At 63.0% G+C, this 25,319-nt stretch carries 27 protein-coding genes; 16 read left to right on the forward strand and 11 right to left on the reverse strand.

Annotated elements, in window-relative coordinates:
* The first annotated feature begins 125 nt into the window (after window positions 1–125).
* Window positions 126–1,130: an LLM class flavin-dependent oxidoreductase gene (locus F8N82_RS24590; protein WP_038997859.1), complete on the forward strand. Its 1,005-nt coding sequence runs from the start codon at window positions 126–128 to the stop codon at window positions 1,128–1,130.
* Window positions 1,131–1,233: 103 nt separating this feature from the next.
* On the opposite strand, the gene F8N82_RS24595 is transcribed toward F8N82_RS24590, so the two are convergent.
* Window positions 1,234–1,458, reverse strand: a complete 225-nt coding sequence (locus F8N82_RS24595) for a DUF1161 domain-containing protein (protein ID WP_038997860.1) — start codon at window positions 1,456–1,458, stop codon at window positions 1,234–1,236.
* A 104-nt stretch (window positions 1,459–1,562) separates the two neighbouring features.
* Window positions 1,563–1,778, reverse strand: coding sequence for a dodecin (locus F8N82_RS24600; protein WP_010222667.1), 216 nt, complete (start codon window positions 1,776–1,778; stop codon window positions 1,563–1,565).
* A gap of 153 nt (window positions 1,779–1,931) precedes the next feature.
* Between F8N82_RS24600 and F8N82_RS24605 the strand changes: the two genes are divergently transcribed.
* A complete protein-coding gene (locus tag F8N82_RS24605) occupies window positions 1,932–2,258 on the forward strand; it encodes a DUF883 family protein (RefSeq protein WP_038997861.1) in 327 nt (108 codons plus the stop codon).
* On the opposite strand, the gene F8N82_RS24610 is transcribed toward F8N82_RS24605, so the two are convergent.
* Entirely contained in the window at window positions 2,255–3,151 is an 897-nt protein-coding gene (locus F8N82_RS24610) for a LysR family transcriptional regulator (protein WP_038997862.1), read from the reverse strand. The genes F8N82_RS24605 and F8N82_RS24610 overlap by 4 nt on opposite strands.
* Window positions 3,152–3,260: 109 nt before the next feature.
* Here F8N82_RS24610 and trpB point away from each other — a divergent pair, with 109 nt between their 5' ends.
* Window positions 3,261–4,478: a tryptophan synthase subunit beta gene (gene trpB, locus F8N82_RS24615; RefSeq protein WP_038997863.1), complete on the forward strand. Its 1,218-nt coding sequence runs from the start codon at window positions 3,261–3,263 to the stop codon at window positions 4,476–4,478.
* The gene (gene trpA, locus F8N82_RS24620) at window positions 4,475–5,287 is read left to right on the forward strand and encodes a tryptophan synthase subunit alpha (protein WP_038997864.1); all 813 of its coding nucleotides are present in this window, start codon (window positions 4,475–4,477) and stop codon (window positions 5,285–5,287) included. Before trpB ends, trpA begins: the two co-directional genes overlap by 4 nt.
* 90 nt (window positions 5,288–5,377) lie before the next feature.
* Here trpA and F8N82_RS24625 read toward each other — a convergent pair whose 3' ends face one another.
* On the reverse strand, window positions 5,378–5,707 hold the full coding sequence (locus F8N82_RS24625; protein ID WP_038997865.1) for a DOPA 4,5-dioxygenase family protein: 330 nt from the start codon (window positions 5,705–5,707) through the stop codon (window positions 5,378–5,380).
* Window positions 5,708–5,784: 77 nt separating this feature from the next.
* Here F8N82_RS24625 and F8N82_RS24630 point away from each other — a divergent pair, with 77 nt between their 5' ends.
* On the forward strand, window positions 5,785–6,402 hold the full coding sequence (locus F8N82_RS24630) for an NAD(P)-dependent oxidoreductase (protein WP_038997866.1): 618 nt from the start codon (window positions 5,785–5,787) through the stop codon (window positions 6,400–6,402).
* 66 nt (window positions 6,403–6,468) lie between these two features.
* Complete coding sequence (locus tag F8N82_RS24635; RefSeq protein WP_038997867.1) at window positions 6,469–8,040, forward strand: SulP family inorganic anion transporter; 1,572 nt, start codon at window positions 6,469–6,471, stop codon at window positions 8,038–8,040.
* Here F8N82_RS24635 and aroE read toward each other — a convergent pair.
* Both aroE and hemF read right to left on the reverse strand, forming a co-directional pair.
* Complete coding sequence (aroE, locus tag F8N82_RS24640) at window positions 8,037–8,861, reverse strand: shikimate dehydrogenase (protein WP_038997868.1); 825 nt, start codon at window positions 8,859–8,861, stop codon at window positions 8,037–8,039. The genes F8N82_RS24635 and aroE overlap by 4 nt on opposite strands.
* Before the next feature lie 54 nt (window positions 8,862–8,915).
* Window positions 8,916–9,836 (reverse strand): oxygen-dependent coproporphyrinogen oxidase, encoded by a 921-nt coding sequence (gene hemF / locus F8N82_RS24645; protein WP_038997869.1) that lies wholly within the window; start codon window positions 9,834–9,836, stop codon window positions 8,916–8,918.
* A 130-nt stretch (window positions 9,837–9,966) separates the two neighbouring features.
* Here hemF and F8N82_RS24650 point away from each other — a divergent pair, with 130 nt between their 5' ends.
* Window positions 9,967–10,944 (forward strand): NADPH:quinone reductase, encoded by a 978-nt coding sequence (locus F8N82_RS24650; RefSeq protein ID WP_038997870.1) that lies wholly within the window; start codon window positions 9,967–9,969, stop codon window positions 10,942–10,944.
* Between the two features lie 70 nt (window positions 10,945–11,014).
* Here the strand turns inward: F8N82_RS24650 and F8N82_RS24655 are convergent, their stop codons facing one another.
* Together F8N82_RS24655 and dprA are read right to left on the reverse strand one after the other, a co-directional pair.
* Complete coding sequence (locus tag F8N82_RS24655) at window positions 11,015–11,572, reverse strand: L-threonylcarbamoyladenylate synthase (protein ID WP_038997871.1); 558 nt, start codon at window positions 11,570–11,572, stop codon at window positions 11,015–11,017.
* A 37-nt stretch (window positions 11,573–11,609) separates the two neighbouring features.
* The gene (dprA, locus tag F8N82_RS24660) at window positions 11,610–12,710 is read right to left on the reverse strand and encodes a DNA-processing protein DprA (protein WP_038997872.1); all 1,101 of its coding nucleotides are present in this window, start codon (window positions 12,708–12,710) and stop codon (window positions 11,610–11,612) included.
* 241 nt (window positions 12,711–12,951) lie between these two features.
* Here dprA and def point away from each other — a divergent pair, with 241 nt between their 5' ends.
* Genes def through F8N82_RS24685 form a run of 5 tightly spaced genes read left to right on the forward strand, consistent with a single transcriptional unit; the run spans window position 12,952 to window position 17,472 of the window.
* Entirely contained in the window at window positions 12,952–13,458 is a 507-nt protein-coding gene (gene def, locus F8N82_RS24665; RefSeq protein ID WP_038605133.1) for a peptide deformylase, read from the forward strand.
* A 57-nt stretch (window positions 13,459–13,515) separates the two neighbouring features.
* A complete protein-coding gene (gene fmt / locus F8N82_RS24670; protein ID WP_038997873.1) occupies window positions 13,516–14,448 on the forward strand; it encodes a methionyl-tRNA formyltransferase in 933 nt (310 codons plus the stop codon).
* Window positions 14,445–15,755 carry a 16S rRNA (cytosine(967)-C(5))-methyltransferase RsmB gene (rsmB, locus tag F8N82_RS24675; protein ID WP_038997874.1) on the forward strand — a complete coding sequence of 437 codons (1,311 nt, stop codon included), beginning with the start codon at window positions 14,445–14,447 and terminating at the stop codon, window positions 15,753–15,755. The genes fmt and rsmB overlap by 4 nt, the downstream gene beginning before the upstream one ends.
* Before the next feature lie 19 nt (window positions 15,756–15,774).
* Window positions 15,775–17,148: a Trk system potassium transporter TrkA gene (trkA, locus tag F8N82_RS24680; RefSeq protein WP_038997877.1), complete on the forward strand. Its 1,374-nt coding sequence runs from the start codon at window positions 15,775–15,777 to the stop codon at window positions 17,146–17,148.
* A 12-nt stretch (window positions 17,149–17,160) separates the two neighbouring features.
* On the forward strand, window positions 17,161–17,472 hold the full coding sequence (locus F8N82_RS24685; protein WP_038997879.1) for a tetratricopeptide repeat protein: 312 nt from the start codon (window positions 17,161–17,163) through the stop codon (window positions 17,470–17,472).
* Window positions 17,473–17,549: 77 nt separating this feature from the next.
* Here the strand turns inward: F8N82_RS24685 and F8N82_RS24690 are convergent, their stop codons facing one another.
* Both F8N82_RS24690 and F8N82_RS24695 read right to left on the reverse strand, forming a co-directional pair.
* Window positions 17,550–18,437, reverse strand: coding sequence for a lysophospholipid acyltransferase (locus F8N82_RS24690; protein WP_038997880.1), 888 nt, complete (start codon window positions 18,435–18,437; stop codon window positions 17,550–17,552).
* 39 nt (window positions 18,438–18,476) lie between these two features.
* Window positions 18,477–19,028: a DNA-3-methyladenine glycosylase I gene (locus tag F8N82_RS24695; RefSeq protein ID WP_038997881.1), complete on the reverse strand. Its 552-nt coding sequence runs from the start codon at window positions 19,026–19,028 to the stop codon at window positions 18,477–18,479.
* 82 nt (window positions 19,029–19,110) lie between these two features.
* Here F8N82_RS24695 and glyQ point away from each other — a divergent pair, with 82 nt between their 5' ends.
* From glyQ to F8N82_RS24715, 4 genes are all read left to right on the forward strand, one after another.
* On the forward strand, window positions 19,111–20,058 hold the full coding sequence (gene glyQ / locus F8N82_RS24700) for a glycine--tRNA ligase subunit alpha (RefSeq protein WP_038997882.1): 948 nt from the start codon (window positions 19,111–19,113) through the stop codon (window positions 20,056–20,058).
* Window positions 20,055–22,109: a glycine--tRNA ligase subunit beta gene (glyS, locus tag F8N82_RS24705; RefSeq protein ID WP_150776975.1), complete on the forward strand. Its 2,055-nt coding sequence runs from the start codon at window positions 20,055–20,057 to the stop codon at window positions 22,107–22,109. The genes glyQ and glyS overlap by 4 nt, the downstream gene beginning before the upstream one ends.
* A gap of 3 nt (window positions 22,110–22,112) precedes the next feature.
* Window positions 22,113–22,646 (forward strand): D-glycero-beta-D-manno-heptose 1,7-bisphosphate 7-phosphatase, encoded by a 534-nt coding sequence (gene gmhB, locus F8N82_RS24710; protein ID WP_038997885.1) that lies wholly within the window; start codon window positions 22,113–22,115, stop codon window positions 22,644–22,646.
* A gap of 61 nt (window positions 22,647–22,707) precedes the next feature.
* Complete coding sequence (locus F8N82_RS24715; protein WP_038997886.1) at window positions 22,708–23,478, forward strand: lysophospholipid acyltransferase family protein; 771 nt, start codon at window positions 22,708–22,710, stop codon at window positions 23,476–23,478.
* A gap of 173 nt (window positions 23,479–23,651) precedes the next feature.
* Here the strand turns inward: F8N82_RS24715 and F8N82_RS24720 are convergent, their stop codons facing one another.
* Window positions 23,652–25,274, reverse strand: coding sequence for an MFS transporter (locus tag F8N82_RS24720; RefSeq protein ID WP_038997887.1), 1,623 nt, complete (start codon window positions 25,272–25,274; stop codon window positions 23,652–23,654).
* Window positions 25,275–25,319 lie beyond the last annotated feature (45 nt).

Consider the following 25,319-nt stretch of genomic DNA (forward strand, 5'->3'; position numbering starts at 1 on the left):
CTGACACCGGCAAGTTCAGACGGATTGCAAACCCTGGCATTGATTCCTGCAGATGTGCCCATACAGAGCTAGAAAGGCCGTTGGGTTATTTCGGCCAATCGACTGCCCAGGAGGCTCAAACGCCCATGAAGCGACTTGCGGATATCAAGATTTCCACCCTCGACCTGGTGCCCGTACGCGCCGACAGCGGCCCGGCGCAATCCTTGCGCAATTCGCTGGACCTGGCGCAACACGTCGAGAAATTTGGCTACAACCGCTTCTGGGTGGCCGAGCACCACAACATGGATGGCATTGCCAGTTCGGCAACCTCGGTGCTGCTCAGCTACCTGGCCGGGGGGACATCGACCATTCGCGTTGGCGCCGGCGGTGTCATGCTGCCCAACCATGCGCCACTGGTGATCGCCGAACAGTTCGGCACGCTCGCCAGCCTGTATCCCGGGCGTATCGACCTGGGCCTGGGCCGCGCCCCAGGCTCCGACCAGATGACCGCCCGCGCCCTGCGCCGCGAACGCTCCGGTAGTGCCGATGATTTCCCCGAGGATGTCGAAGAACTGATGCGCTACCTGGGCCCACGCACGCCAGAGCAGAAGGTCATTGCCGTGCCGGGCTACGGTACTGAAGTACCGATCTGGCTTCTGGGTTCGAGCCTATTCAGCGCACAGCTGGCCGGCATGCGTGGCTTGCCCTACGCCTTTGCCTCGCATTTCGCCCCGCGTTACATGCACGAAGCAATTCGCGTGTACCGCAACCACTTCCAGCCTTCGGCGGTGCTCGACAAACCCTACGTGATGCTTGGCGTACCTCTGGTGGCGGCCGAGACGGATGAACAGGCCGATTACCTGGCCACCTCGGTGTATCAGCGTATCCTCGCCCTGATGCGCGGGCAAAGCCTGGTGCAACGTCCGCCGGTAGATACCATGGACGGCCTGTGGCTGCCTCATGAGCGAGAGGCGGTGGGCAGTTTCCTTGGCCTGGCGATGGTCGGCAGCCCAGAGAAAATCCGCGCCAAGCTTGAAGTGCTGCTGGAGCAGACCGAGGCGGATGAGCTGATCTTCACCTGCGATCTGTATGAGCATGCCGACCGGATCCGGTCTTATGAGCTGCTGGCGCAAACGGTGTTGGCCAGCTGAGGGCCCTATCGCGGGGCAAGTCGGGTCGCCGCATCGCCGCTCCCACAATGAGGTAGGAGCGGCGATGGCGACCCGACTTGCCCCGCGAAGGATTCAATATCGATCAGCCGCGCTTGTAGACAATTTCCTTGGTGCCGCCTTCGCAGCTACCCACGACCTTGCCGCTTGCGGCAGCACCTTTGTCGACGATCTCCAGCGAGTAGCCGCTGACGCCTTTGGCATCGAGCTTGGCTGCTATTTCGCTCTTGAGCTCTTCACACGGCTTGCCGGCCGCCAACGCGGTACCGGCCAGCGTCATCAAACCTATCGCCACTACCAACTTCTTCATCGATCGCTTTCCTTGTTCAGATCAAAATAGAGAAGGGCGCCAGGAAGGCCGGGCGCCTCAGGACTGTGTAACGCAATTGACCCGCACAAGCCAGTGTCGCCGCTTCAGCTGTTGACGATGCGGAAGCCCACTTTGAGCGTGACCTGAAAATGTGCGGCCTTGTTGTCCTTGATATGGCCACGGGTGTCGACCACCTCGAACCATTCAAGATGCTTGATGCTCTTGCCTGCCTCGGCCAGGGCGTTGTTGATCGCCTCTTCAATGGAAGTGGGCGACGAGCCGACGAGTTCGATTTTCTTGTAGGTGTGGTGATCAGACATGGGCAATCTCCTTTTTGAATGTCAGATAGAGCCTAGCAGCGCCGGGCTGTTTTACCTGCGAGGGGTAAACACCGCTAAAAGTTCGACTGCACTTTCCCAACACCCCGTAGTCGGAACCTACACAGCTCCACTCAACCTCGAAGGAGAGTCACCATGGCCAATACCTCGCTGCGTAAAGCTTCGCTGCAAAGCATGGAAGCGGAAATCGAAAGCCTGCTCAAGTCACTGGAAAGCCTCAAGGACGATGCCTCGGATGAGTCGCGCAAAACCTTGAAGACACTCAAGGGCAACGCCGAGAATGCCCTGCGCCATTCGCGCAGCCTGCTCAGCGATGCCTACGAAGAAGTGAAAACCAAGACCCGTGAGACCGGCCTGGCCACGCGCGATTACGCCCAGGAGCACCCGTGGACCACCGCTGGTGTCGCCGTTGGCGCCCTCGGCCTGCTGGCCGCGTACCTGATGTGCAGACGCGGTAACTAAGCGGCCTGGCGCGCCAGCTCGGCGCGCAACCAGCCGGCCAATTGCTCGGCGCGCCCGTCTGCGGCGCGTCGCGGCACCCACAGGGCCAACGCCGCCTGTGTTTCACAAAACCCCCAAGGGGCCGCCAGGCGCCCAGCGCGCAAGTCATCAGCCACCAAAGGCTGTGGGGCAATCGCAATGCCCAGGCCCGCCACTGCTGCCTCCAGCAAGTAATACAGATGCTCGAAATCCTGCCCGTAACGCAGCGCCTGCGGGTCAATCCCTTGCTGCGTAGCCCAACTTGGCCAGGCTTGCGGGCGAGAAGTGGTCTGCAGCAGGGTTTCAGCCAGCAGCGCCTCTGCCGGCGCCTGTTGCAAGCGGTTGAACCCGGGGAAGTGCGGGCTGAGCACCGGACCTATGCGCTCCTGGGCCAGCACATGCACCGTCATGTCCGCCGGCCACGGCGGTTCGGCAAACACCAACAGTGCGTCCAGCCCCGGGCGGCGCGGATCGAGGTCGCCTTCGCCGGCTGACAGGTGCAGGCGCAGCTCCGGCAACTCCGCCTTCAGCCGCCCCAGCCGCGGAATGAACCAGCGCGCCAGCAGGCTGCCGGAGCAACCGAGGACGAACGGCGCATCGGCGCCGCTCTGGCTGATTTCTGCACACACGCCGCGCAAGCGCTCGAAGGCATCACTGCTGGCATCGCGTAGGCGCACCCCGGCATCTGTGAGTTTAAGGCCGCGCCCTTCCTTGACGAACAGCGCCACCCCCAGGTGTTCTTCCAGCACCTTCAATTGCCGGCTCACCGCACCATGGGTAACGTGCAGCTGCTCGGCCGCCTGGCTGACGCTGTTAAGCCGGGCAGTGGCTTCAAAGGCCCGAAGGGCATTGAGGGGAGGCAGGTCCTGGCGCATAACGTGTGAGTTTTCCTGACAGGCTGTCGCAATCTTATCGGTTTTCAGCGGCGCGTGTCGTGGTTAGAGTAAAGCCATTCCCGAATTCACTACCGCCCTGGAGCGACCCATGACCCAGACCAACTTCCGCGCCGGCCCCGATGCCAATGGCCTGTTTGGCGCATTCGGCGGCCGCTACGTGGCAGAAACCCTGATGCCGCTGGTGCTCGACCTTGCCCGCGAATACGAAGCGGCCAAGGCCGACCCGGAGTTTCTCGAGCAACTGGCGTACTTTCAGCGCGACTACATCGGCCGCCCAAACCCGCTGTACTTCGCCGAACGCCTGACCGAACACTGCGGCGGCGCGAAGATCTTCTTCAAGCGTGAAGAGCTCAACCACACCGGCGCGCACAAGGTGAACAACTGCATCGGCCAGGTGCTGCTGGCCAAGCGCATGGGCAAAAAACGCCTGATCGCCGAAACCGGCGCCGGCATGCACGGGGTGGCCACCGCTACCGTCGCCGCGCGTTTCGGCCTGCCTTGCGTGATCTACATGGGCGCCACCGACATCGAGCGCCAGCAAGCCAACGTGTTCCGCATGAAGCTGCTGGGCGCCGAAATCGTTCCGGTAACCGCCGGTACCGGCACTCTCAAGGACGCGATGAACGAGGCCCTGCGCGACTGGGTCACCAACGTCGACGACACCTTCTACCTGATCGGTACCGTGGCTGGCCCGCACCCGTACCCGGCGATGGTCCGCGACTTCCAGTCGATCATCGGCAAAGAGACTCGCGAGCAGTTGCAGGCCAAGGAAGGGCGCCTGCCCGACAGCCTGATCGCCTGCGTCGGCGGCGGCTCCAATGCCATGGGCCTGTTCCACGACTTCCTCGACGACGCCAGCGTGCAGATCATCGGCGTCGAAGCCGGTGGCCATGGCGTCGACACCGACAAGCATGCCGCCAGCCTCAACGGCGGCGTACCGGGCGTACTGCACGGCAACCGCACCTACCTGCTGCAGGATGCCGACGGCCAGATCACCGACGCCCACTCGATTTCCGCCGGCCTCGACTACCCCGGCATCGGCCCTGAGCACGCCTGGTTGCACGAAGTGAAGCGCGTCGAGTACGTCAGCATCACCGACGACGAAGCCCTGGCCGCGTTCCACACCACCTGCCGCCTGGAAGGCATCATTCCGGCCCTGGAAACCTCCCACGCCCTGGCCGAAGCGATCAAACGCGCGCCCACCCTGCCCAAGGATCACCTGATGGTGGTGTGCCTGTCCGGGCGCGGCGACAAAGACATGCAAACCGTGATGAGCCATATGGCCGCCCAGGAGAAACAGGCATGAGCCGTCTTGAACAACGCTTCGCCGAGCTGAAGGCCGAAGGCCGCTCTGCCCTGGTTACCTTCATCACCGCAGGCGACCCTGGCTACGACGCTTCGCTGCAGATCCTCAAAGGCCTGCCGGCTGCTGGCGCCGACGTCATCGAGCTGGGCATGCCGTTCACCGACCCGATGGCCGACGGCGTGGCGATCCAGCTCGCCACCCTGCGTGCCCTGGACGCCGGTCAGACCCTGGCGAAAACCCTGCAGATGGTTCGCGAGTTCCGCGTCGACAACCAGACCACGCCGATCGTGCTGATGGGTTACTACAACCCGATCCACCGCTTTGGCGTCGAGGCCTTCGTGGCCGAGGCCAAGGCCGTGGGCGTGGATGGCCTGATCATCGTCGACTTGCCACCGGAGCACGATGCCGAACTGGCCACCCCGGCCCAGGCCGCAGGTATCGACTTCATCCGCCTGACCACCCCGACCACCGACGACGCGCGTCTGCCGCGCGTGCTGGAGCGCAGCTCGGGCTTCGTCTACTACGTATCGGTTGCCGGTGTGACCGGTGCCGGCTCGGCGACCACCGAACACGTCAGCAGCGCCATCGAGCGCCTGCGCCGGCACACCGACCTGCCGATCAGCGTCGGCTTCGGTATCCGCACGCCAGAGCAGGCAGCGGCGATCGCCAAGCTGTCGGAGGGTGTGGTGGTCGGTTCGGCGCTGGTGGACAAGATTGCCAATGCGGCCACTGCCGAGCAGGCCGTGGGGGATGTGCTCGAGCTGTGCTCGGCGCTGGCCCAGGGTGTGCGCGGTGCGCGCAAGGCCTGAAACCTGTGGGAGCGGGCTTGCCCCGCGAATGCGGTTCATCAGAAAGATCGCAATCGCCGGGCAAGCGCGCTCCTACCCGTATGCCGCAAACTATTTGAAAATCGTCAGGTCCAGCGGCCGCACCGCCCCCATCCAGATCGCATGATCGCGATGATCAGCCAGGTCATCGCCGGTCAGCGGATGCAGAAACACCACCAAGCCATGGCGATACAACGCCAGCCAAGGCAACACCACGCCCACCACCTCAGGCCCGAAGGCCAGTTGGCAGCTCCAGTCCGGATGCGGCCCGATCGGCTTCTGATGCATGCGCCCCATGGTAACCGGAAACAGCCGAGCGGCTTCTTCACACAGCTGCCGGGCCTGCTCCATGGTGCTAGCGTCATAGTAGATATGAGCGTGATAGCCCTTGATCCTTTGCATGAAAACTCCTGAATTACAACGAACCTGCGCCTGCCTGCGCGGGTCAAACGATCACCCACCGCCGATGGAGTGATTTGGTGAAAAATGCCGAAACCCCAGTATTCAAACTGGTCCTGCTCGGAGGTTTGAGCAGCCTGGGCAGCGCCCTGATGGCCGAATTGCTCAAGCGCCAGCATGAGGTGATCGCCGTGGTCGACGACCTCAATACCCTGGCGCCACGCCCCGGTTTGCACTTCAAAGCCGGCGGCCTGGACAGCCCGGATCAGGCCGAACAAAGCGTGGCCGGGGGCTCGGCGGTGGTCTGCCTGCTGCCTGCGCTGGCGCCCGATGACTTTGCCGCGCAACTGCGCATGAGCCAGGCGCTGATCGCCGGCATGTCCCGCACCACTATACGCCGGCTGTTGCTGGTGGGCGATTTCAGCGTGCTGGATCAGAGCCAGGGGCACAGCGAGCAACAACGGGCCTGCGCCGACCAGATCGTCGACCTGTTGCAACGCAGCCCGCTGCACTGGACCTTGGTCAACACCCCGCAACAAGTTGCCGGCCTGGGCATCGAGCACTTTCACCAGACCCACGGCACCCTAGAGCCGGGCCTGGCAGAACCGCTGCAACGCCTGGCCCGGGTGGCAGCCGCCATGGTCGATGCGCTGGAGCTGAAGCTGCACCACGGCGAACATGTGAACTTTGTCTTCTGACGCGGCTTGCACCCAAGCGCGCGACATCGCACCCTGAACAGCTTCCACCTGCGATAGAGACCCTTCATGGCCTGGCCCGACCGCCGCCGACTGCTGCCGTTTCTCACCTGGCTGCCACACCAGACCCGAGCCAGTGTGCGCCGCGATCTGCTGGTGGGCCTGAGCGGGGCGATCCTGGCCCTGCCGCAATCGATCGCCTATGCCCTGATTGCCGGGCTGCCGGCCGAGTACGGGCTGTACGCGGCAATCGTGCCGGTAATGATCGCCTGCCTGTGGGGCTCGTCCTGGCACCTGATCTGTGGGCCGACGGCGGCGATCTCGATTGTCCTGTATGCCAGCGTCAGCCCGCTGGCAGTCGCGGGCAGCGGTGACTACATCACGCTGATCCTGCTGCTGACCTTCCTCGCCGGGGTGTTTCAGTGGTTGCTGGGGCTGCTGCGCTTTGGCGCGCTGGTCAATTTCGTGTCGCAATCGGTGGTGCTGGGCTTCACCTTGGGCGCCGCAGTAGTGATTGCGCTCGGGCAACTACCCAACCTGCTGGGTATCGACTTGCCCAGCCAGGCCACCGCGTTGAAAACCCTGCAAAACCTGCTGGAGCATGCCCCGGAAGTGGATTGGCCTTCATTGTCGCTCGGCCTGGGTACCGTGCTGCTGGGAGTCGCGCTAAAGATACTGCGCCCGCGCTGGCCTGGCCTGTTGATAACCCTTGCGCTGGCCAGCTTGCTGGTCTGGCTGCTCCCAGACGTTTTTGGTCAGGTACAGTTGGTGCCCGGCTTCATTGGCCAACTGCCACCGTTGAGCCCTCTGCCACTGCTGGACCTGGAGCTGATCCTGCGTTTGCTGCCCAGCGCCGTGGCCGTCGGCATGCTCGGGCTAGTCACCAGCCTGTCGATTGCCCGCTCGCTGTCATCGCGCTCCGAACAGCTCATCGATGCTAATCAGGAAATTCGCGCCCAGGGGCTGTCGAACATGGTCGGGGGATTGTTCTCCGGCTACCTGTCGTCCGGTTCCTTCACCCGCTCCGGGCTCAGCTATGACGCCGGCGCCCGCTCACCCTTGGCCGGGGTGTTCTCCGCCCTGTGGGTAACTTTGTTTGCAGTGGCAGGGGCGGGATTGATCGCGCATATCCCGATCCCGTCCATGGCCGGCAGCATCCTGCTGATCTGCTGGGGCCTGGTCGATCATCGGGCGATCCGTGCGCTGTTCCGGGTCAGCCGTGCGGAATTCCTGGTGATGGCCCTGACGGCTGCGGCAACACTGTTACTCGAACTGCAAACGGCGATCTACGCAGGAGTCCTCGCGTCGCTGTTCTTCTACCTCAAACGCACCTCGCGGCCACGGGTGCAGCAGTCCCGCGATGGCGATGCCGACGTGCTGCGGGTAGGGGGGTCGATCTTCTTCGGCGCCAGCCACTACCTGCAGGTGCGCCTGCAGCGCTGCCAGGGGCCGCGCGTGGTGATCGATGCACGGCAGATCAACTTCATCGATTACTCCGGGGTCGACATGCTCCACCGTGAAGCACGGCGGCTGGGCCGTGCCGGCGGCAGTCTGACGCTGCAACGGGCGCGCCCGCAGGTAATCGAAGAGTTGCACAAGCTGGAAGGGGCAGCGTACTGCCCGATCCGCTTCGAAGATTAGCCGCGCGCCAGCTGGCGACGCAGTTCGTCCAGCACCGGGGCGGTATCGGGGCGTACGCCACGCCAGATGAAGAACGCCTCGGCGGCCTGCTCGGCGAGCATGCCCAGGCCGTCCAGAACCTTGGCGGCCTTGTGCTCGGTGGCCCAGCGGCAAAACGGCGTCGGCTCCTTGCCATACATCATGTCGTAGCACACGGTCTTGCCTGGCTCGATCAGGCTGGCGGAGATCGGCGGCAGCTCGCCGGCAAGGCTCGCCGACGTGGCGTTGATGATCAGGTCGACCGGCTCTTGCAGCCAGTCGAAACCACTGGCGGCCACCGGCCCCAGGTTGGCGAACTCACGGGCCAGTTGTTCGGCTTTTTCCACCGTGCGGTTGGCGATCACCAACGAAGCCGGGTTGTGCGCCAGTAATGGCTCCAATACCCCGCGCACCGCGCCGCCGGCGCCGAGCAGCAGGATGCGCTTGCCGCTCAGTTGCACGCCGGCATTGACCGTCAGGTCGCGAACCAGGCCGGCGCCATCGGTGTTATCGCCCTGCAGGCTGCCGTCAGCGAGCTTGCTCAGGGTGTTGACCGCTCCGGCACGCTTGGCCCGTGGCGTCAGGCTATCGACCAGGCGATAGGCCTCTTCCTTGAATGGCACGGTGACGTTGGCGCCCAGGCCCTGCTTGAAAAAGCCCTGGGCACACATGCTGAAATCATCCAGCGGCGCCAGCAGCGTGCTGTACTCCAACTGCTGGCCGGTCTGATCGGCGAACAGGCGATGGATCAGCGGCGATTTGCTGTGGCCGATCGGGTTGCCGAATACAACATACTGGTCCATTCAGGCGGTTCCTGGGTCAAGGTCGGGCAGGGCCGGAAAGTTATCCACAGCGACTCAGTGACTGGCTTCACCAAGCCAGTCACGGTCCTGCAGGAAATACTCGGTCAGGCGCGCTTCTTCGCTGCCTGGCGCGGCCTTCCAATCGTACCCCCAACGCACCTGCGGTGGCAGCGACATGAGGATCGATTCGGTACGCCCGCCCGATTGCAGGCCGAACAGCGTGCCACGGTCGTAGACCAGGTTGAATTCGACATAGCGCCCGCGTCGGTATTCCTGGAACTCACGTTGCTCGGCGGTATACGGCTGCGCCTTGCGGCGCTGGACGATCGGCAGGTAAGCCTCGACATAGGCGTCGCCGATGGCGCGGATGAAGGCGAAGCAGGTGTCGAAGTCCCATTCGTTCAGGTCATCGAAGAACAGGCCGCCAATGCCCCGCGGCTCGCCACGGTGCTTGAGGTGGAAATAGCGGTCGCACCAGGCCTTGTAGCGCGGATAGACGTCGGCACCGAACGGCGCGCAAGCGCGCTCGGCGACCTGGTGCCAGTGCACACAGTCTTCTTCGTTGCCGTAGTAGGGGGTCAGGTCGAAACCGCCACCAAACCACCAGACCGCTTCTTCACCTTCTTTTTCAGCGATGAAAAACCGTACGTTGGCGTGGGAAGTCGGTACATGCGGGTTGTGCGGATGGATTACCAGCGACACGCCCAGGGCTTCGAAGCCGCGACCGGCCAACTCCGGCCGGTGAGCACTGGCCGACGGTGGCAAACCACTGCCGAATACGTGGGAGAAGTTCACCCCGCCTTTCTCGATGACCTTGCCGTCGCCGATCACCCGGGTACGCCCGCCGCCACCGGCTTCGCGCGACCAGGCGTCCTCGACAAAGCGAGCGCCGCCGTCTTCGTTTTCGAGGGCGGTGCAGATACGGTCTTGCAGGTCGAGCAGGTAGGCTTTCACGGCCTCGGTGCGGCTAGTCATCAGGTCACCTGGAAGCGGGCTAAGGCAAATTCGGCGCGTAGCATACCACCGGCGGCAGGCGGGCCGCAGTTGACGGCGATCAAGCAAAGGCGTCCGATAGGGGTTTCCCGGTACCTTCAGGAGAGTGCAGATGGCCAAGCGTATCCAGTTCAGCCAGCATGGCGGCCCCGAAGTCCTTACCCTGGTCGACTTTGAGCCGGCAGCGCCCGGCCCGCAGCAGGTCCGCGTACGTAATCAGGCGATCGGCCTGAATTTCATCGATACCTACTTTCGCAGCGGCCTCTATGCGCCACCGTCGTTGCCCTCGGGCCTGGGCACCGAAGGCGCCGGGGTGGTCGAGGTGGTGGGCGAGCAGGTTACCCGGCTCAAGGTCGGCGACCGCGTCGCCTATGCCGGCGGCCCGCTGGGCGCCTACAGTGAAGTGCATGTGCTGCCTGAAGCCAACCTGGTCAAACTCCCCGACAGCATCAGCTTCGAGCAGGCGGCGGCAGTGATGCTCAAGGGCCTGACCGTGCAGTACCTGCTCAAGCAGACTTACGCGGTACAACCAGGCGAGACCATCTTGTTCCACGCCGCCGCCGGGGGTGTCGGCTCGCTGGCTTGCCAATGGGCCAAGGCCTTGGGGGCCCGGTTGATCGGTACTGTCAGCTCCGCCGAGAAGGCCGAGCGGGCCAAGGCCCTGGGCGCCTGGGCGACCATCGATTACAGCCGTGAAGACGTGGCTCAGCGGGTGCTGGAGCTGACCGACGGAAAGAAATGCCCAGTGGTGTACGACGGCGTTGGCCAGGACACCTGGCTGACCTCACTGAACTGCCTGGCCCCGCGCGGGCTGATGGTCAGCTTCGGCAACGCCTCCGGGGCGGTGAGCGGGGTGAACCTGGGGATCCTGGCGCAGAAGGGCTCGTTGTATGTCACCCGGCCAACCCTGGCCAGCTATGCCAATAATGCCGAGAACACCCAGGCCATGGCCGACGACCTGTTTGCGATGATTGCCAGCGGCAAGCTGGCTGTGGATATCCACCAGCGTTATCCACTGAGCGAGGCGGCCAAGGCACAGAGCGAGCTGTCGGCGCGCAGGACGGTGGGGTCGACGGTGTTGCTGCCTTGAAATCGGAGTGAATTGATCGCCGGGCAAGCCCGCTCCTACTGTAGGAGCGGGCTTGCCCCACGATTGGCCTTCAACCGGCCCGCACAACCTCACCGCTGGCCAGGTCACGAATCACACTCGGGTTACGCCGCCCGCCCAGGGCGCCTCCGAGCACCAGGTCCAGCTGCCCACGGAAGTACTGCTCGACGCGCAAACGGGTCTTGGCAGCCGGACGGCCTTGAGGGTTGGCCGAGGTGGAAATCAGCGGCCCGACCAGTGCGCACAAATCCCGCACCACCGGGTGATCACTGACGCGTAGGGCCACGGTGTCATGCACCCCGGTAATCCACTCCGGCAGCAGGTTCTGGTGCGGCACCAGCCAGGTGTTCGGCCCCGGCCAGGTCGCAGCCATGCGGTCCAGCCAGGTTTCGGGGAAATCCTCGAAAAGGAAGTCGAACTGGTGGATATTATCGGCGATCAGGATCAGCCCCTTGTCGACCGAACGCGACTTGATCGCCAGCAGGCGATCCACCGCTTCTTCGTTCCATGGGTCACAGCCCAGGCCCCAGACCGCCTCGGTCGGGTAGGCAATCACCGCACCGGCCCGGATTTCACGCGCGGCTTGTTGCACACGCCAACTGCTCACCATTGCTTTCACTCCGCATAAAGGCAGATGAGCAGTGTACTTAGCCGGGCCGGGCAAACCAACGCCCGGCTTCATTACAGACCCTTCCGGCAAGCTCCAATTCGGTCAGCGCCGCCAGCACCCGGGGTAATGACCAGCCGCTGCTGCTGGCCAGGCCCTCGGTGGTTTGCGGGGCGGCCAGCAACAGGTCGACCAGTTCATGACCGGGAATGGCGTCAACCTGCAACGGTGGCAAACGCTGCCAGCCCTGCAGGGTTTCGACGATCTGCTCGACAGTTTCCACCAGCAAGGCGCCGTCACGGATCAACTGGTGACAGCCCTTGGACCCCGGATGATGAATCGAACCCGGGATGGCATACACCTCCCGGCCTTGTTCCGCAGCCAAACGCGCAGTAATCAGCGAGCCACTGGCAAGACTCGCCTCGACCACCAGTACCCCCAGCGACAGACCGCTGATGATCCGGTTACGCCGGGGGAAATTACCCGCCACAGGCCCGGCATCCAGCGGAAATTCGGAAACCACCGCGCTACCTTGCTCGATCATCGCCGCCGCCAGCGCCCTGTGCCGCTGTGGATAAAGTTTTTGCAGCCCGGTGCCCAGCACACCGATGGTTTGCCCGCCAGCATCCAGGGCAGCCTGATGCGCAGCACCATCGACGCCCAGGGCCAGGCCGCTGGTAATGACAAAACCACCCCGGGCGAGGCTGCGCGAGAAGGCCGCAGCGGTATCGAGCGCCGGCCTTGCCGCCCTTCGGCTACCGACGATCGCCAACTGCGGTTTTTCCAGAATGGCCGGGTTGCCGGCGATAAACAGCAGTGGCGGGGCGTCCCCCAGTTCGGCCAGCAAGCCTGGGTAGCAGGGGTCGTCCCACATCAGTAAATGCTGGTCGCGGGCCTCTAGCCAGCGCATCGCCGCTACCGCGCCGTCACGTACTTCAAGGCTGCGCCGGGCATCGCTACTCTCCGCCGGCACACCCAGCGTACGCCAGGCCGTGGCTGGCGCACTGAGCGCTGCCGATGCATTGCCGAAGGCCTGGATCAATGTGTGAAAACGCCGCGGCCCCAGGGACGGCAGTAAATGAAGACGCAATCGCGCTTCGAGTTCGGCGGGTGAACACGCCGGCGATAAGGGTTGCGACATGACGATCATCCTTGATCGGATAGCTTGGGCCAGCCGTGAAAAAGCTGTGGATAACTCTGTTGATAATACTTTGACAACCGGTTGAAGGATTTCCCTCGAGGGCATTCCCTCGGGCTCGCCGTCACGGGTGGAAAAGCACCCTGAAACCTTAGCTGACCTTTGCCAGGTGCCGAATGCGCCGAATCCCTTTATTATGTGTACTCATGTTTGTAATTCATCGCACAGTGCAGCTCATACGCTTATGGCCATTCTGAACATCCTCGAATTCCCGGACCCGCGCCTTCGTACCATCGCCAAACCGGTGACCGAAGTCGACGACGGCGTTCGCCAGTTGATCGATGACATGTTTGAAACCATGTACGAAGCCCCTGGCATCGGCCTCGCCGCCACCCAGATCAACGTGCACAAGCGCATCGTGGTCATGGACCTGAGCGAAGACCGCAGCGAGCCACGGGTGTTCATCAACCCCGAACTCGAGATGCTGACCGACGAAATGGATCAGTACCAGGAAGGCTGCCTGTCGGTGCCCGGTTTCTACGAGAACGTCGACCGCCCGGTGCGGGTCAAGGTCAAGGCACTGGACCGCGACGGCAAACCCTACGAGCTGATCGCCGAAGGCCTGCTGGCGGTGTGCATCCAGCACGAATGCGACCACCTCAACGGCAAGCTGTTCGTTGACTACCTGTCGACGCTCAAACGCGACCGGATCAAGAAAAAGCTGGAAAAGCAGCATCGCCAGCAAGCTTGATCTCCTCTTTCCAAAGGCTTGCTCCGGCAAGCCTTTTTCTTTTTAAGCGAGAACTCCATGCGCATTGTCTTCGCAGGCACCCCAGAGTTTGCCGCCGAACACCTAAAGGCCCTGATCGACAGCCCTTATGACGTGGTGGCGGTCTACACCCAGCCGGACCGGCCGGCCGGTCGTGGGCAAAAACTGATGCCCAGCGCCGTCAAGCAGTTGGCTGTGGATAACGGCATCCAGGTCCTGCAGCCACCGACCCTGCGCAACGCCGAGGCACAAGCGGAACTGGCGGCGCTCAAGCCGGACCTGATGGTGGTGGTCGCCTATGGCCTGATCCTGCCGCAGGCGGTGCTGGATATTCCGCGCCTGGGCTGCATCAACAGCCATGCCTCGCTGCTGCCACGCTGGCGTGGCGCTGCGCCGATCCAGCGTGCGGTCGAGGCCGGAGACAGCGAAAGCGGCGTTACCGTGATGCGCATGGAAGCGGGCCTGGATACCGGGCCGATGCTGCTCAAAGTCAGCACCCCGATCAGTGCCAGCGAAACCGGCGGCACCTTGCACGACCGCCTGGCCGAAATGGGCCCGCCAGCCGTGCTTGAGGCCGTTGCCGGTCTCGCCGCTGGCACCTTGCAGGGTGAAGTGCAGGACGACAGCCTGGCCACTTATGCCCACAAGCTGAACAAGGACGAAGCGCGCCTGGACTGGAGCCGCCCGGCGGTTGAGCTGGAGCGCCTGATTCGCGCCTTCAACCCATGGCCGATCTGCCACAGCACCCTCAACGGCGAAGCCCTGAAGGTCCTCGCCGCAAGTTTATCCACAGGCTCCGGCACCCCAGGTGAAATCCTTTCTGCCAGCAAGGACGGCCTGATCGTCGCTTGCGGTGAGCAGGCGCTGTGCCTGACCCGCCTGCAACTGCCGGGCGGCAAGGCGCTGAACTTCAGCGACCTGTTCAATAGCCGCCGCGAGAAATTCGCCACCGGCACGGTGCTTGGCCAATGAACCCACGTCTGGCAGCCGCCCGCGCCCTGGCGGCAGTACTCAGTGGCAAGGCGTCGCTGAACAGCTCGCTGCCAAGCCAGCTGGACAAGGTCGAAGTCCGTGACCGCGGCCTGACCCAGGACCTGGCCTTCGGCACCGCCCGCTGGCAGCCACGCCTGTCGGCCCTGGCCGAACGCCTGTTGCAAAAGCCGTTCAAGGCTGCCGATGCCGACGTCGAGGCACTGCTGCTGGTCGGCCTCTACCAACTGCTCTATACGCGTATCCCCGCTCACGCCGCCATCGGTGAAACCGTAGGCTGCGCCGACAAGCTGAAAAAGCCCTGGGCCAAGGGCTTGCTCAACGCCGTGCTGCGCCGTGCGCAACGGGAAAGCAGCGAGATCTTCGCCGAGCTTGAGCGCGACCCGGTCGTGCGCACCGCGCACCCACGCTGGCTGCAAAAGTCACTCAAGGCCTTTTGGCCCGAGCAATGGGAAGCCATCTGCGCCGCCAACAACGCCCACCCGCCGATGATCCTGCGGGTCAACCGCCGCCATCACAGCCGCGATGCCTACCTCGAACTGCTGCGTGAAGCCGGCCTTGAAGCCGCGCCCTGCCAATTCAGCGGCGACGGCATCCTGCTCGCCGAAGCCTGCGATGTGCGCGGCCTGCCCGGTTTCGACCAGGGTTGGATCAGCGTCCAGGACGAAGCTGCGCAACTGGCTGCCGACCTGCTCGACCTGGCCCCCGGCCAGCGCGTGCTCGACGCCTGCTGCGCCCCGGGCGGCAAGACCTGCCACCTGCTGGAAGCCCAAGCCGGGCTCGACGCAGTGGTCGCCATCGACCTGGAAGCCAAGCGCCTGACCCGCGTGCGCGAGAACCTCGACCGCCTGGGCCTCGACGCCCAGTTGATCGCCTGCGACGCCCGCGACACCGCCAGTTGGTGGGACGGCAAGACGTTCGAGCGCATCCTGCTCGATGCGCCGTGCTCGGCCACTGGTGTGATTCGCCGCCATCCGGACATCAAGCTGACCCGCCAGGCCGACGACATTGCTGCCCTGGCCAACCTGCAAGGCGAACTGCTCGACGCCTTGTGGCCAACCCTCGAGGTCGGCGGCATCCTGCTTTACGCCACCTGTTCGACCCTGCCGACGGAAAACACCGAGGTGATCGAGGCTTTCCTCGCCCGCACCCCCGGCGCCCGCGAGCTGGACCTGGCGACCCAGGCCGGTATCCGCCAACCCCATGGCCGCCAGTTGCTGGCCCAGGAAGGCGGACACGACGGCTTCTACTATGCCAAGCTGATCAAAATCGCCGCCGCGCGCGGATAACAACAGAAGGGAACAGCGGATGAAGATCATCATCCTCGGCGCAGGGCAGGTCGGCGGTACGCTGGCTGAACACCTGGCCAGCGAAGCCAACGATATCACCGTGGTCGACACCGATGGCGACCGCCTGCGCGACCTCGGCGACCGCCTGGACATCCGCACTGTGCAAGGCCGCGCCTCGTTCCCGACCGTGCTGCGCCAGGCCGGTGCCGACGATGCCGATATGCTGGTGGCGGTGACCAACAGTGATGAGACCAACATGGTCGCCTGCCAGGTTGCCCATACCCTGTTCCACACCCCGACCAAAATCGCCCGGGTGCGCGAGTCGGCTTACCTGACGCGCGCCGGGCTGTTCGACAACGAGGCCATCCCGGTCGACGTGCTGATCAGCCCCGAGCAGGTGGTTACCCACTACATCAAGCGCCTGATCGAACACCCCGGCGCCCTGCAGGTGATCGACTTCGCCGAAGGCAAGGCCCAGCTGGTGGCGGTCAAGGCCTACTACGGCGGGCCGCTGGTGGGCCAGCAACTGCGCCAGATCCGTGCGCACATGCCCAATGTCGACACCCGCGTGGCCGCCATCTTCCGCCGTGACCGGCCGATCCTGCCGCAAGGCGACACGGTCATCGAAGCCGACGACGAAGTGTTCTTCATCGCCGCCAAGGCGCACATCCGTGCGGTGATGGGCGAGCTGCGGCGCATCGACGAAACCAACAAGCGTGTGGTTATCGCCGGCGGCGGGCAGATCGGCGAGCGCCTGGCCGAGGCCATCGAAAGCCGCTACCAGGTGAAAATCATCGAGATGAACCCGGCCCGTTGCCGGCACCTGTCCGACACCCTGGAAAGCACCGTCGTGCTGCAGGGCAGTGCCTCGGACCGCGACCTGATGCTCGAAGAGAACATCGCCGAAGCCGACATCTTCCTGGCCCTGACCAACGATGACGAAGCCAACATCATGTCCTCGCTGCTGGCCAAGCGCCTGGGCGCGCGCAAGGTGATGACCATCATCAACAACCCGGCCTACGTCGACTTGGTCCAGGGCGGCGAAATCGACATCGCCATCAGCCCGCAGTTGGCCACCATCGGCACCTTGCTGGCCCACGTGCGCCGTGGCGATATCGTCAGCGTGCACTCGCTGCGCCGCGGTGCGGCCGAGGCCATCGAAGCGATTGCCCACGGCGACTCGAAGTCGAGCAAGGTGATCGGCAAGGCCATCGAAGACATCGCCTTGCCACCGGGCACCACCATCGGCGCGATCATCCGCGACGAAGAAGTGCTGATCGCCCATGACGACACGGTGATTGAAGCGGGCGACCACGTGATCCTCTTCGTTGTGGATAAAAAGTACATCCGTGACGTCGAGAAGCTGTTCCATGTAGGGTTGAGCTTCTTCTAAGAGGGACCTGGAATGCGCGAATCACTGGAAAAGATGCTGGCCAAGGGTGTGGATAACGCCCTGTTGCGCTTTGGCCTGGGCAAGGCCTGGCTCGATGAGGGCAATGGCGCCGAGGCGGCCGTGCACTTGCAGCGCTGCGTCGAGCACGACCCGAAGTACTCGGCGGCGTGGAAGCTGCTGGGCAAGGCGCATCAGCTTGAGGGTGACCTGGCAGGTGCGCGCAAGGCCTGGGAGCAGGGGCTGGAAGCGGCTCGCGCACATGGCGACAAGCAGGCCGAGAAAGAGATGACGGTGTTTCTCAAGAAGCTCGATAAGGCTGGCTAAGCCATCGCGGGGCAAGCCCGCTCCTACAGGGATTGTGGATAATTGTGTAGGAGCGGGCTTGCCCCGCGATGAGGCCCTCAATACCAGCGCGGCTCGCCCGTCGGGCGCTTCTTGAAGCGCTTCATGCTCCACATGTACTGGCTCGGATACGCCCGCACATAACGCTCGACCACCTGGCTCATGGCCGCAGCCGAAGTTTCGGTGTCTTCGCTGTACATCGCCTCGGGCGCCGCTTCCAGGATCACCTTGAAGCCCGAACCGTCCGGCAGGCGCAGGGCATGCAGGAACACCCCGACCGCCTTGCCGCCGGCGAGCATGTTCGGCACGAACTTGCTGGTCAGCGCCTTGGTGGCAAAGAACGGCACGAAGATCCCCGCCGATTCGGCCGGCTCCGGGTCGGCCGGAATCCCCACCTGACCGCCCTTGCGCACTTCCTTGATGATGCTCAGGATGCCTTCCTTGGTCGACGCCGCGACGCGGTTGCCCAGTTGCACGCGCTGTTCGCGCAGCAGGTCATCGACCGCCTTGAGCTTGGGCGGACGGTAGAAAATGATCGGTTTGCACTGGCTGCAGTAGAAGTGGTTGAGCACTTCCCAGTTGCCCAGGTGGCTGGTGATGCCGACCACGCCCTTGCCCGACGCGAGGGCCGCCTCAAGCACTTCCAGGCCTTCGACCTCGCGCACCAGGTCGAGCGAGCGCTGGGCCGGCCAGATCCAGGCACAGGCGCTTTCGGTAAAGGATTTGCCGATATCCATCAGGGTCCGGCCCACCAGTTGCTCACGGGCAACCGGGTCCATTTCCGGGAAGCATTTGGCCAGATTGATACGCACCACGTTGCGCGAACTGTTCGGCACCTTCCACATGATCCAGCCGATGGCCGCGCCGACCCGCTGTACCGCGCCCCAGGGGAGCTTGGCAAACAACCGCAACGCCCCGACCATCAAGGCGCCCTTGAATTTATCCACAGGCTGGTTCCTCTTTTTGCAAGCCGGCCATTGTAACCCTCAGCGCAGCAGAGCGGCGTAGCGATCACAATCGGTGGTGTGGTCCATGACCATGCCGGTGGCCTGCATGAAGGCGTAACAGATGGTCGGACCGACAAAGGTGAAGCCGGCTTTCTGCAGTGCCTTGCTCATTGCCTTGGCCTCGTCGGTGACTGCCGGCACCTCGCTACGCTGGACGAAATGATTGATTTTCGGTGCGCCGCCGACGAACGACCAGAGCCATTCGACAGGGTGTTCCAGCGCCAGCCAGGCCCGGGCATTGCGCCGTGCGGCATTGAGCTTGAGGCGGTTGCGGATGATGCCCGGGTCGAGCATGCGCTCTTCGATTTCTTCATCGCTCATCAGTGACAGGCGCTGCGGATCGAAGCCGAACATTACCTGGCGGTAGCGTTCGCGCTTTTTCAGCACGGTGATCCACGACAGCCCCGCCTGGAAGCCTTCGAGCAACAGCATCTCGAACAGCAGGCGCGGATCGCGCTGCGGCATGCCCCATTCCTGATCGTGGTAAGCCTGGTAAAGCGGATCGTCGGTACACCAAAAGCAACGTGGCATAAGGCTCCAAGGGTAGAGGCCTGCGCGAATCGGGTTATACTCCCGCTCTTTATATTCGCAGCCCTAGAAACAGGTGAATTTCGTGAGCCAGCCTACGCCAGCCGTGCGTACCTTCCAAGACTTGATCCTCGCCCTGCAGAACTACTGGGCCGAGCAAGGTTGTGTGGTGCTTCAGCCCTACGATATGGAAGTAGGCGCCGGCACTTTCCATACTGCCACGTTCCTGCGCGCCATCGGCCCGGAAACCTGGAACGCCGCCTATGTGCAGCCTAGCCGCCGTCCCGCGGATGGCCGTTATGGCGAAAACCCGAACCGCCTGCAGCACTACTATCAGTTCCAGGTGGTCCTCAAGCCGAACCCGGCGAACTTCCAGGAACTGTACCTGGGCTCGCTGAAAGCCATCGGCCTCGACCCGCTGGTGCACGACATCCGTTTCGTCGAAGACAACTGGGAATCGCCGACCCTCGGCGCCTGGGGTCTGGGTTGGGAAATCTGGCTCAACGGCATGGAAGTCACCCAATTCACCTACTTCCAGCAAGTGGGCGGCATCGAATGCTTGCCGGTCACCGGTGAAATCACCTACGGCCTGGAACGTCTGGCCATGTACCTGCAGGGCGTGGATTCGGTCTACGACCTGATCTGGACCGACGGCCCGTTCGGCAAGGTGACCTACGGCGACGTGTTCCACCAGAACGAAGTGGAGCAGTCGACCTACAACTTCGAGCACGCCAACGTCGAGAAGCTGTTCGAACTGTTCGACTTCTACGAAAGCGAAGCCAATCGCCTGATCGAGCTCGAGCTGCCACTGCCGACCTATGAAATGGTTCTCAAGGCCTCGCACACCTTCAACCTGCTCGATGCCCGCCGCGCCATCTCGGTGACCGAGCGTCAGCGTTACATCCTGCGCGTACGGACCCTGGCCCGGGCCGTGGCCCAGAGCTACCTGCAAGCCCGCGCCAAGCTGGGCTTCCCGATGGCGTCCCCTGAATTGCGTGATGAAGTGTTGGCTAAGCTGGAGGCTGCACAATGAGTGCTCAAGATTTCCTGGTTGAACTGGGCACCGAAGAACTGCCACCCAAGGCCCTGAGCAGCCTCGGTGACGCCTTCCTCGCCGGTATCGAAAAAGGCCTGCAGGCCGCTGGCCTGAACTACACCGACAAGCAGGTGTTCGCCGCGCCGCGTCGCCTGGCGGTGCTGATCCGCAACCTCGATACCCAGCAGCCAGACCGCAGCGTCAACCTCGACGGCCCGCCACGCCAGGCCGCCTTCGACGCTGACGGCAACCCGACCCAGGCCGCCCTGGGCTTTGCCAAGAAGTGCGGTGTAGAGCTGTCGGATATCGACCAGAGCGGCGCCAAACTGCGCTTCTCCCAGCACATTCCGGGCAAGGCTACCGCCAGCCTGCTGCCAACCATCGTCGAAGACTCGCTCAACGACCTGCCGATTCCCAAGCGCATGCGCTGGGGTGCCCGCAAGGAAGAGTTCGTGCGTCCAACCCAGTGGCTGGTCATGCTGCTCGGTGACGACGTGGTCGACTGCACCCTGCTGGCGCAGAAAGCCGGTCGCGAGTCCCGTGGGCACCGCTTCCACCACCCGGAAAACGTGCGCATCAGCGCCCCGGCCAACTACCAGGAAGACCTGCGCAAGGCCTACGTCCTGGCCGATTTTGCCGAGCGCCGCGAGCTGATCAGCAAGCGTACCGCCGAGCTCGCCCTGCAGCAGGAAGGCAGCGCCATCGTGCCGCCAGCCCTGCTCGACGAAGTGACCGCCCTGGTTGAATGGCCGGTGCCGCTGGTGTGCTCGTTCGAAGAACGCTTCCTCGAAGTGCCGCAAGAAGCCCTGATCACCACCATGCAGGACAACCAGAAGTACTTCTGCCTGCTGGATGCCGACGGCAAGTTGCTGCCGCGCTTCATTACCGTGGCCAACGTCGAAAGCCGCGATCCGAAGCAGATCGTCGAAGGCAACGAGAAGGTCGTGCGCCCGCGCCTGACCGACGCCGAGTTCTTCTTCAAGCAAGACAAGAAGCAACCGCTGGAAAGCTTCAACGAGCGCCTGCAGAACGTAGTATTCCAGGCTCAGTTGGGCAGTGTTTTCGACAAGGCCGAGCGGGTTGCCAAACTGGCCGCCTTCATCGCCCAGCGCATCGGCGGCGACGCCCAGCGCGCGGCGCGTGCCGGTCTGCTGTCGAAGTGCGACCTGGCCACCGAGATGGTCGGTGAATTCCCTGAAATGCAGGGTGTTGCCGGTTACTACTACGCCCTCAACGACGGCGAGCCGCAACACGTCGCCCTGGCCCTGAACGAGCAGTACATGCCGCGCGGTGCTGGCGCTGAACTGCCGTCGACCCTGACCGGTGCGGCCGTGGCCATCGCCGACAAGCTCGACACCCTGGTCGGCATCTTCGGTATCGGCATGCTCCCGACCGGGAGCAAAGACCCCTATGCCCTGCGTCGTGCAGCGCTGGGCGTACTGCGCATCCTGATCGAGAAGCAGTTGGACCTGGACCTGAACGAAGCGGTCAACTTCGCTGTCAGCCAGTTCGGTGCCAAGGTCAAGGCCGCAGGCCTCGCCGAGCAGGTTCTGGAATTCGTCTTCGATCGTCTGCGTGCCCGTTACGAAGACGAAGGTATCGACGTTGCCACCTACTTGTCGGTACGTGCCCTCAAGCCAGGTTCGGCTCTGGACTTCGACCAGCGCGTGCAGGCCGTCCAGGCCTTCCGCCAGTTGCCGGAAGCCGCAGCCCTGGCCGCGGTGAACAAGCGCGTGTCGAACCTGCTGAGCAAGGCCGAAGGCGCTGTCGCCACCACGGTCGAGCCAAAGTACTTCGACAACGCCAACGAGTTCTCCCTGTACTCGGCGATCCAGCAAGCCGACCAGGCCGTACAGCCAATGGCTGCTGCGCGCCAGTACAGCGAGTCGCTGGCACGCCTGGCCGCCCTGCGTGAACCGGTCGACGCCTTCTTCGAGGCGGTGATGGTCAATGCCGACGACGCCAATGTCCGTGCCAACCGTTACGCCCTGCTCAGCCGCCTGCGCGGTCTGTTCCTGGGTGTGGCCGACATTTCGTTGCTGGGGTAAGTCTTGAAGCTGCTGATTCTCGATCGGGACGGGGTGATCAATCAGGACTCCGACGCCTACATTAAGTCGCTGGACGAGTGGATTCCGATCCCCGGTTCGATCGAAGCGATTGCGCAGTTGAGCAAGGCCGGCTGGACGGTGGCAGTTGCCACCAACCAGTCCGGCATTGCTCGTGGCTACTACGACCTGGCTACCCTCGAGGCCATGCATGCGCAATTGCGCAGGCTGGTGGCCGAGCAGGGTGGTGAGGTCGGGCTGATCGTCTATTGCCCTCATGGGCCCGATGAGGGCTGCGCCTGCCGCAAACCCAAGCCGGGAATGCTCACCACTATTGCCGCCCACTACGATGCGAATCTGGCCGGCGTGTGGTTTGTCGGTGATAGTAAGGGTGACCTGGAAGCCGCTTTGGCCGTCGATGCTCAACCGATTCTGGTAAAAACCGGAAAAGGCGAGAAGACCCTGAGCAAGGGAATTCCGGAGAACACGCTGATTTTCGATGATCTGGCAGCCATCGCCAGAGAACTTATCCACAAATAGCGCGTCTGCACAACAGGCGCACTTTTACTAGGCGGGCAAGCCCGCAACGGTACATGCCGCTATGTCGATCTTGCAGGCGATCAGAATTTTTCTTTTTTACCTGCTGCTGGGTACCAGCTCCTTGCTGTGGTGCACCCTGAGCTTTTTTATCGCGCCTTTTTTGCCTTTCAGCGCTCGCTACCGCTTTATCAACGTCTACTGGTGCCGCTTTGCGCTGGTGTTGGTACGGGTTTTTCTCAACATCAAGGTCAAGGTTACCGGGGCTGAAAACATCCCCAAGCAGCCTTGCGTGATCCTCTCCAACCACCAAAGCACGTGGGAAACCTTTTTCCTTTCCGCCTATTTCTCGCCCTTGAGCCAGGTGCTCAAACGTGAACTGTTGTACGTACCGTTTTTCGGCTGGGCCATGGCCATGCTGCGGCCGATTGCCATCGACCGCGACAACCCCAAGGCAGCCTTGAAGCAAGTTGCCAGCAAGGGCGACAAGCTGCTCAAGGAGAACGTCTGGGTGCTGATCTTCCCCGAGGGCACCCGCGTGCCGTTTGGCCAGATCGGCAAGTTCTCGCGTAGCGGGGCCGCGTTGGCGGTCAACGCAGACCTGCCAGTACTGCCAATCGCCCACAACGCCGGCAAGTACTGGCCCAAGCAGGGCTGGGGTAAACGCGCTGGCACCATTGAGGTAGTGATTGGCGCCCCGATGTTTGCCGAAGGTAGCGGCCCAAGGGCCATTGCCGAGCTCAACGACCGTGCTGCGGCGTGGAACGAACAGACCCAACGCGAGCTTGGATCATTGCCCGCAGCAGCACCAAATACGGCCCAAGGCGTGGCCTGACCGATCTGTGGATAACTTGTGTACAGTATTTGGATTTCTCAGCGAAAAAATCGCTAAGTGATTAATTTAGCTACTTATTTCTCTGTATGACTGTTTTCAGAAAATCGTGCATAAGTTTTTTCACGGCATAAAAAAACCGGCGCTTACGCCGGTTTTTTTGTGCCTGCGAATCCTCACACCTTGTCGATGTCCACATCTAGGGTTTCTTTAAGGCAGAACAGCCCCACCACCAGGCTGACACCGGTGATCAGCACCGGATACCAGAGCCCGTAGAAGATGTCGCCGGTATACACCACCAGGGCAAAGGACACGGTGGGCAGGAAGCCGCCGAACCAGCCGTTGCCGATGTGATAGGGCAGCGACATCGAGGTGTAGCGGATGCGGGTCGGGAACAGCTCGACCATCACCGCCGCCAGCGGGCCGTAGGTCATGGTCGCGATCAGGATCATGGCCACGATCAGCAGCACCACCATTGGCTGGTTGACGCTGGCAGGATCCGCCTTGGCCGGGTAGCCCGCCTTGTCGATGGCAGCGCGCATGGCCGCTTCGTCGAAGCCATTGATCTTCTGCTCGCCAATGCTCACCACAACTTCGGCGCCAGCGCCCGCTTCAGCCGAGCTGTAAGGCAGGCCCTGTTTGACCAGGAAGGTTTTGACCTTGTCGCACGGGCTGTCAAATCGCGCTTTGCCCACCGGGTCGAACTGGAAGGTGCAGCCTTGTGGATCGGCCATCACCACGATCGGCGCCTGACGGCTGGCGGCATCGATCTGCGGGTTCGCGTAGTGGCTCAGGGCCTTGAACAGCGGGAAATACAGCACAGTGGCCAACAGCAAGCCGAGCATCAGGATCGGCTTGCGCCCGACCCGGTCCGACAGCCAACCAAAGAACACAAAGAACGGCGCGCCAATCACCACGCTGATGATCAGCAGGGTATTGGCCTGGGCCGGGTCCATCTTGAGCATCTGGGTAAGGAAGAACAGCACGTAGAACTGCGCGGTGTAGAAGGTCACTGCCTGGCCGGCGTTGATACTGAACAGGGCAGTGAGCACCACCTTGAGGTTGGGCCAGGAGCCGAACGATTCGCGGATCGGCGCTTTACTGGTCTTGCCCTGGGCCTTCATTTTCACGAAGGCTGGCGACTCGTGCATGCTCATGCGAATCCAGGTAGAGATCCCCAACAGCACGATCGACAGCAGGAACGGCAGGCGCCAGCCCCAGACCTCGAACTGGTCGCCGCTGACATAGCGGCTACCAAGTACCACCAACAACGACAGCAGCAGGCCGAGGGTGGCGGTGGACTGGATGAACCCTGTGTGAAAACCGCGTTTGCCGGGTGGCGCATGCTCGGCAACGTAAGTGGCTGCGCCACCGTACTCACCGCCCAGTGCCAGGCCCTGCAACATGCGCAACACCACCAGGATGATCGGTGCGGCGATGCCGATGCTGGCATAGGTGGGTAACAGGCCAACGGCAAAGGTCGACAGGCCCATCAGCACAATGGTCACCAGGAAGGTGTACTTGCGCCCGATCATGTCGCCCAAACGGCCGAACACCAGCGCGCCGAAAGGCCGCACCAAGAAACCTGCGGCAAAAGCCATCAAGGCGAAGATAAAGGCGGTGGTGTCGTTCACCCCGGCAAAAAACTGCTTGCTGATGACTGCCGCCAGCGCCCCATAAAGAAAAAAGTCATACCACTCGAAAACTGTCCCGAGGGATGACGCGAAAATGATCTTGCGTTCTTCCCGGCGACTGTTGCTCGCCGTTGCAGCGCCCTGCTCTTGAATGTAATCCGACATCGTTGCTGTCCTCGGCCTGCAGGCCCCAGTGATTATTCTTGTTGT

It is taken from the genome of Pseudomonas fluorescens (genome assembly GCF_902497775.2).
Classification (GTDB): domain Bacteria; phylum Pseudomonadota; class Gammaproteobacteria; order Pseudomonadales; family Pseudomonadaceae; genus Aquipseudomonas; species Aquipseudomonas putida_F.

Bases quoted from the DNA above. Each gene is read 5' to 3' on its own strand.
- F8N82_RS24590 (WP_038997859.1), top strand. From the start codon at position 126: ATGAAGCGACTTGCGGATATCAAGATTTCCACCCTCGACCTGGTGCCC.
- F8N82_RS24595 (WP_038997860.1), bottom strand. From the start codon at position 1,458: ATGAAGAAGTTGGTAGTGGCGATAGGTTTGATGACGCTGGCCGGTACC.
- F8N82_RS24600 (WP_010222667.1), bottom strand. From the start codon at position 1,778: ATGTCTGATCACCACACCTACAAGAAAATCGAACTCGTCGGCTCGTCG.
- F8N82_RS24605 (WP_038997861.1), top strand. From the start codon at position 1,932: ATGGCCAATACCTCGCTGCGTAAAGCTTCGCTGCAAAGCATGGAAGCG.
- F8N82_RS24610 (WP_038997862.1), bottom strand. From the start codon at position 3,151: ATGCGCCAGGACCTGCCTCCCCTCAATGCCCTTCGGGCCTTTGAAGCC.
- trpB (WP_038997863.1), top strand. From the start codon at position 3,261: ATGACCCAGACCAACTTCCGCGCCGGCCCCGATGCCAATGGCCTGTTT.
- trpA (WP_038997864.1), top strand. From the start codon at position 4,475: ATGAGCCGTCTTGAACAACGCTTCGCCGAGCTGAAGGCCGAAGGCCGC.
- F8N82_RS24625 (WP_038997865.1), bottom strand. From the start codon at position 5,707: ATGCAAAGGATCAAGGGCTATCACGCTCATATCTACTATGACGCTAGC.
- F8N82_RS24635 (WP_038997867.1), top strand. From the start codon at position 6,469: ATGGCCTGGCCCGACCGCCGCCGACTGCTGCCGTTTCTCACCTGGCTG.
- aroE (WP_038997868.1), bottom strand. From the start codon at position 8,861: ATGGACCAGTATGTTGTATTCGGCAACCCGATCGGCCACAGCAAATCG.
- hemF (WP_038997869.1), bottom strand. From the start codon at position 9,836: ATGACTAGCCGCACCGAGGCCGTGAAAGCCTACCTGCTCGACCTGCAA.
- F8N82_RS24650 (WP_038997870.1), top strand. From the start codon at position 9,967: ATGGCCAAGCGTATCCAGTTCAGCCAGCATGGCGGCCCCGAAGTCCTT.
- F8N82_RS24655 (WP_038997871.1), bottom strand. From the start codon at position 11,572: ATGGTGAGCAGTTGGCGTGTGCAACAAGCCGCGCGTGAAATCCGGGCC.
- dprA (WP_038997872.1), bottom strand. From the start codon at position 12,710: ATGTCGCAACCCTTATCGCCGGCGTGTTCACCCGCCGAACTCGAAGCG.
- def (WP_038605133.1), top strand. From the start codon at position 12,952: ATGGCCATTCTGAACATCCTCGAATTCCCGGACCCGCGCCTTCGTACC.
- fmt (WP_038997873.1), top strand. From the start codon at position 13,516: ATGCGCATTGTCTTCGCAGGCACCCCAGAGTTTGCCGCCGAACACCTA.
- rsmB (WP_038997874.1), top strand. From the start codon at position 14,445: ATGAACCCACGTCTGGCAGCCGCCCGCGCCCTGGCGGCAGTACTCAGT.
- trkA (WP_038997877.1), top strand. From the start codon at position 15,775: ATGAAGATCATCATCCTCGGCGCAGGGCAGGTCGGCGGTACGCTGGCT.
- F8N82_RS24685 (WP_038997879.1), top strand. From the start codon at position 17,161: ATGCGCGAATCACTGGAAAAGATGCTGGCCAAGGGTGTGGATAACGCC.
- F8N82_RS24695 (WP_038997881.1), bottom strand. From the start codon at position 19,028: ATGCCACGTTGCTTTTGGTGTACCGACGATCCGCTTTACCAGGCTTAC.
- glyS (WP_150776975.1), top strand. From the start codon at position 20,055: ATGAGTGCTCAAGATTTCCTGGTTGAACTGGGCACCGAAGAACTGCCA.
- F8N82_RS24715 (WP_038997886.1), top strand. From the start codon at position 22,708: ATGTCGATCTTGCAGGCGATCAGAATTTTTCTTTTTTACCTGCTGCTG.
- F8N82_RS24720 (WP_038997887.1), bottom strand. From the start codon at position 25,274: ATGTCGGATTACATTCAAGAGCAGGGCGCTGCAACGGCGAGCAACAGT.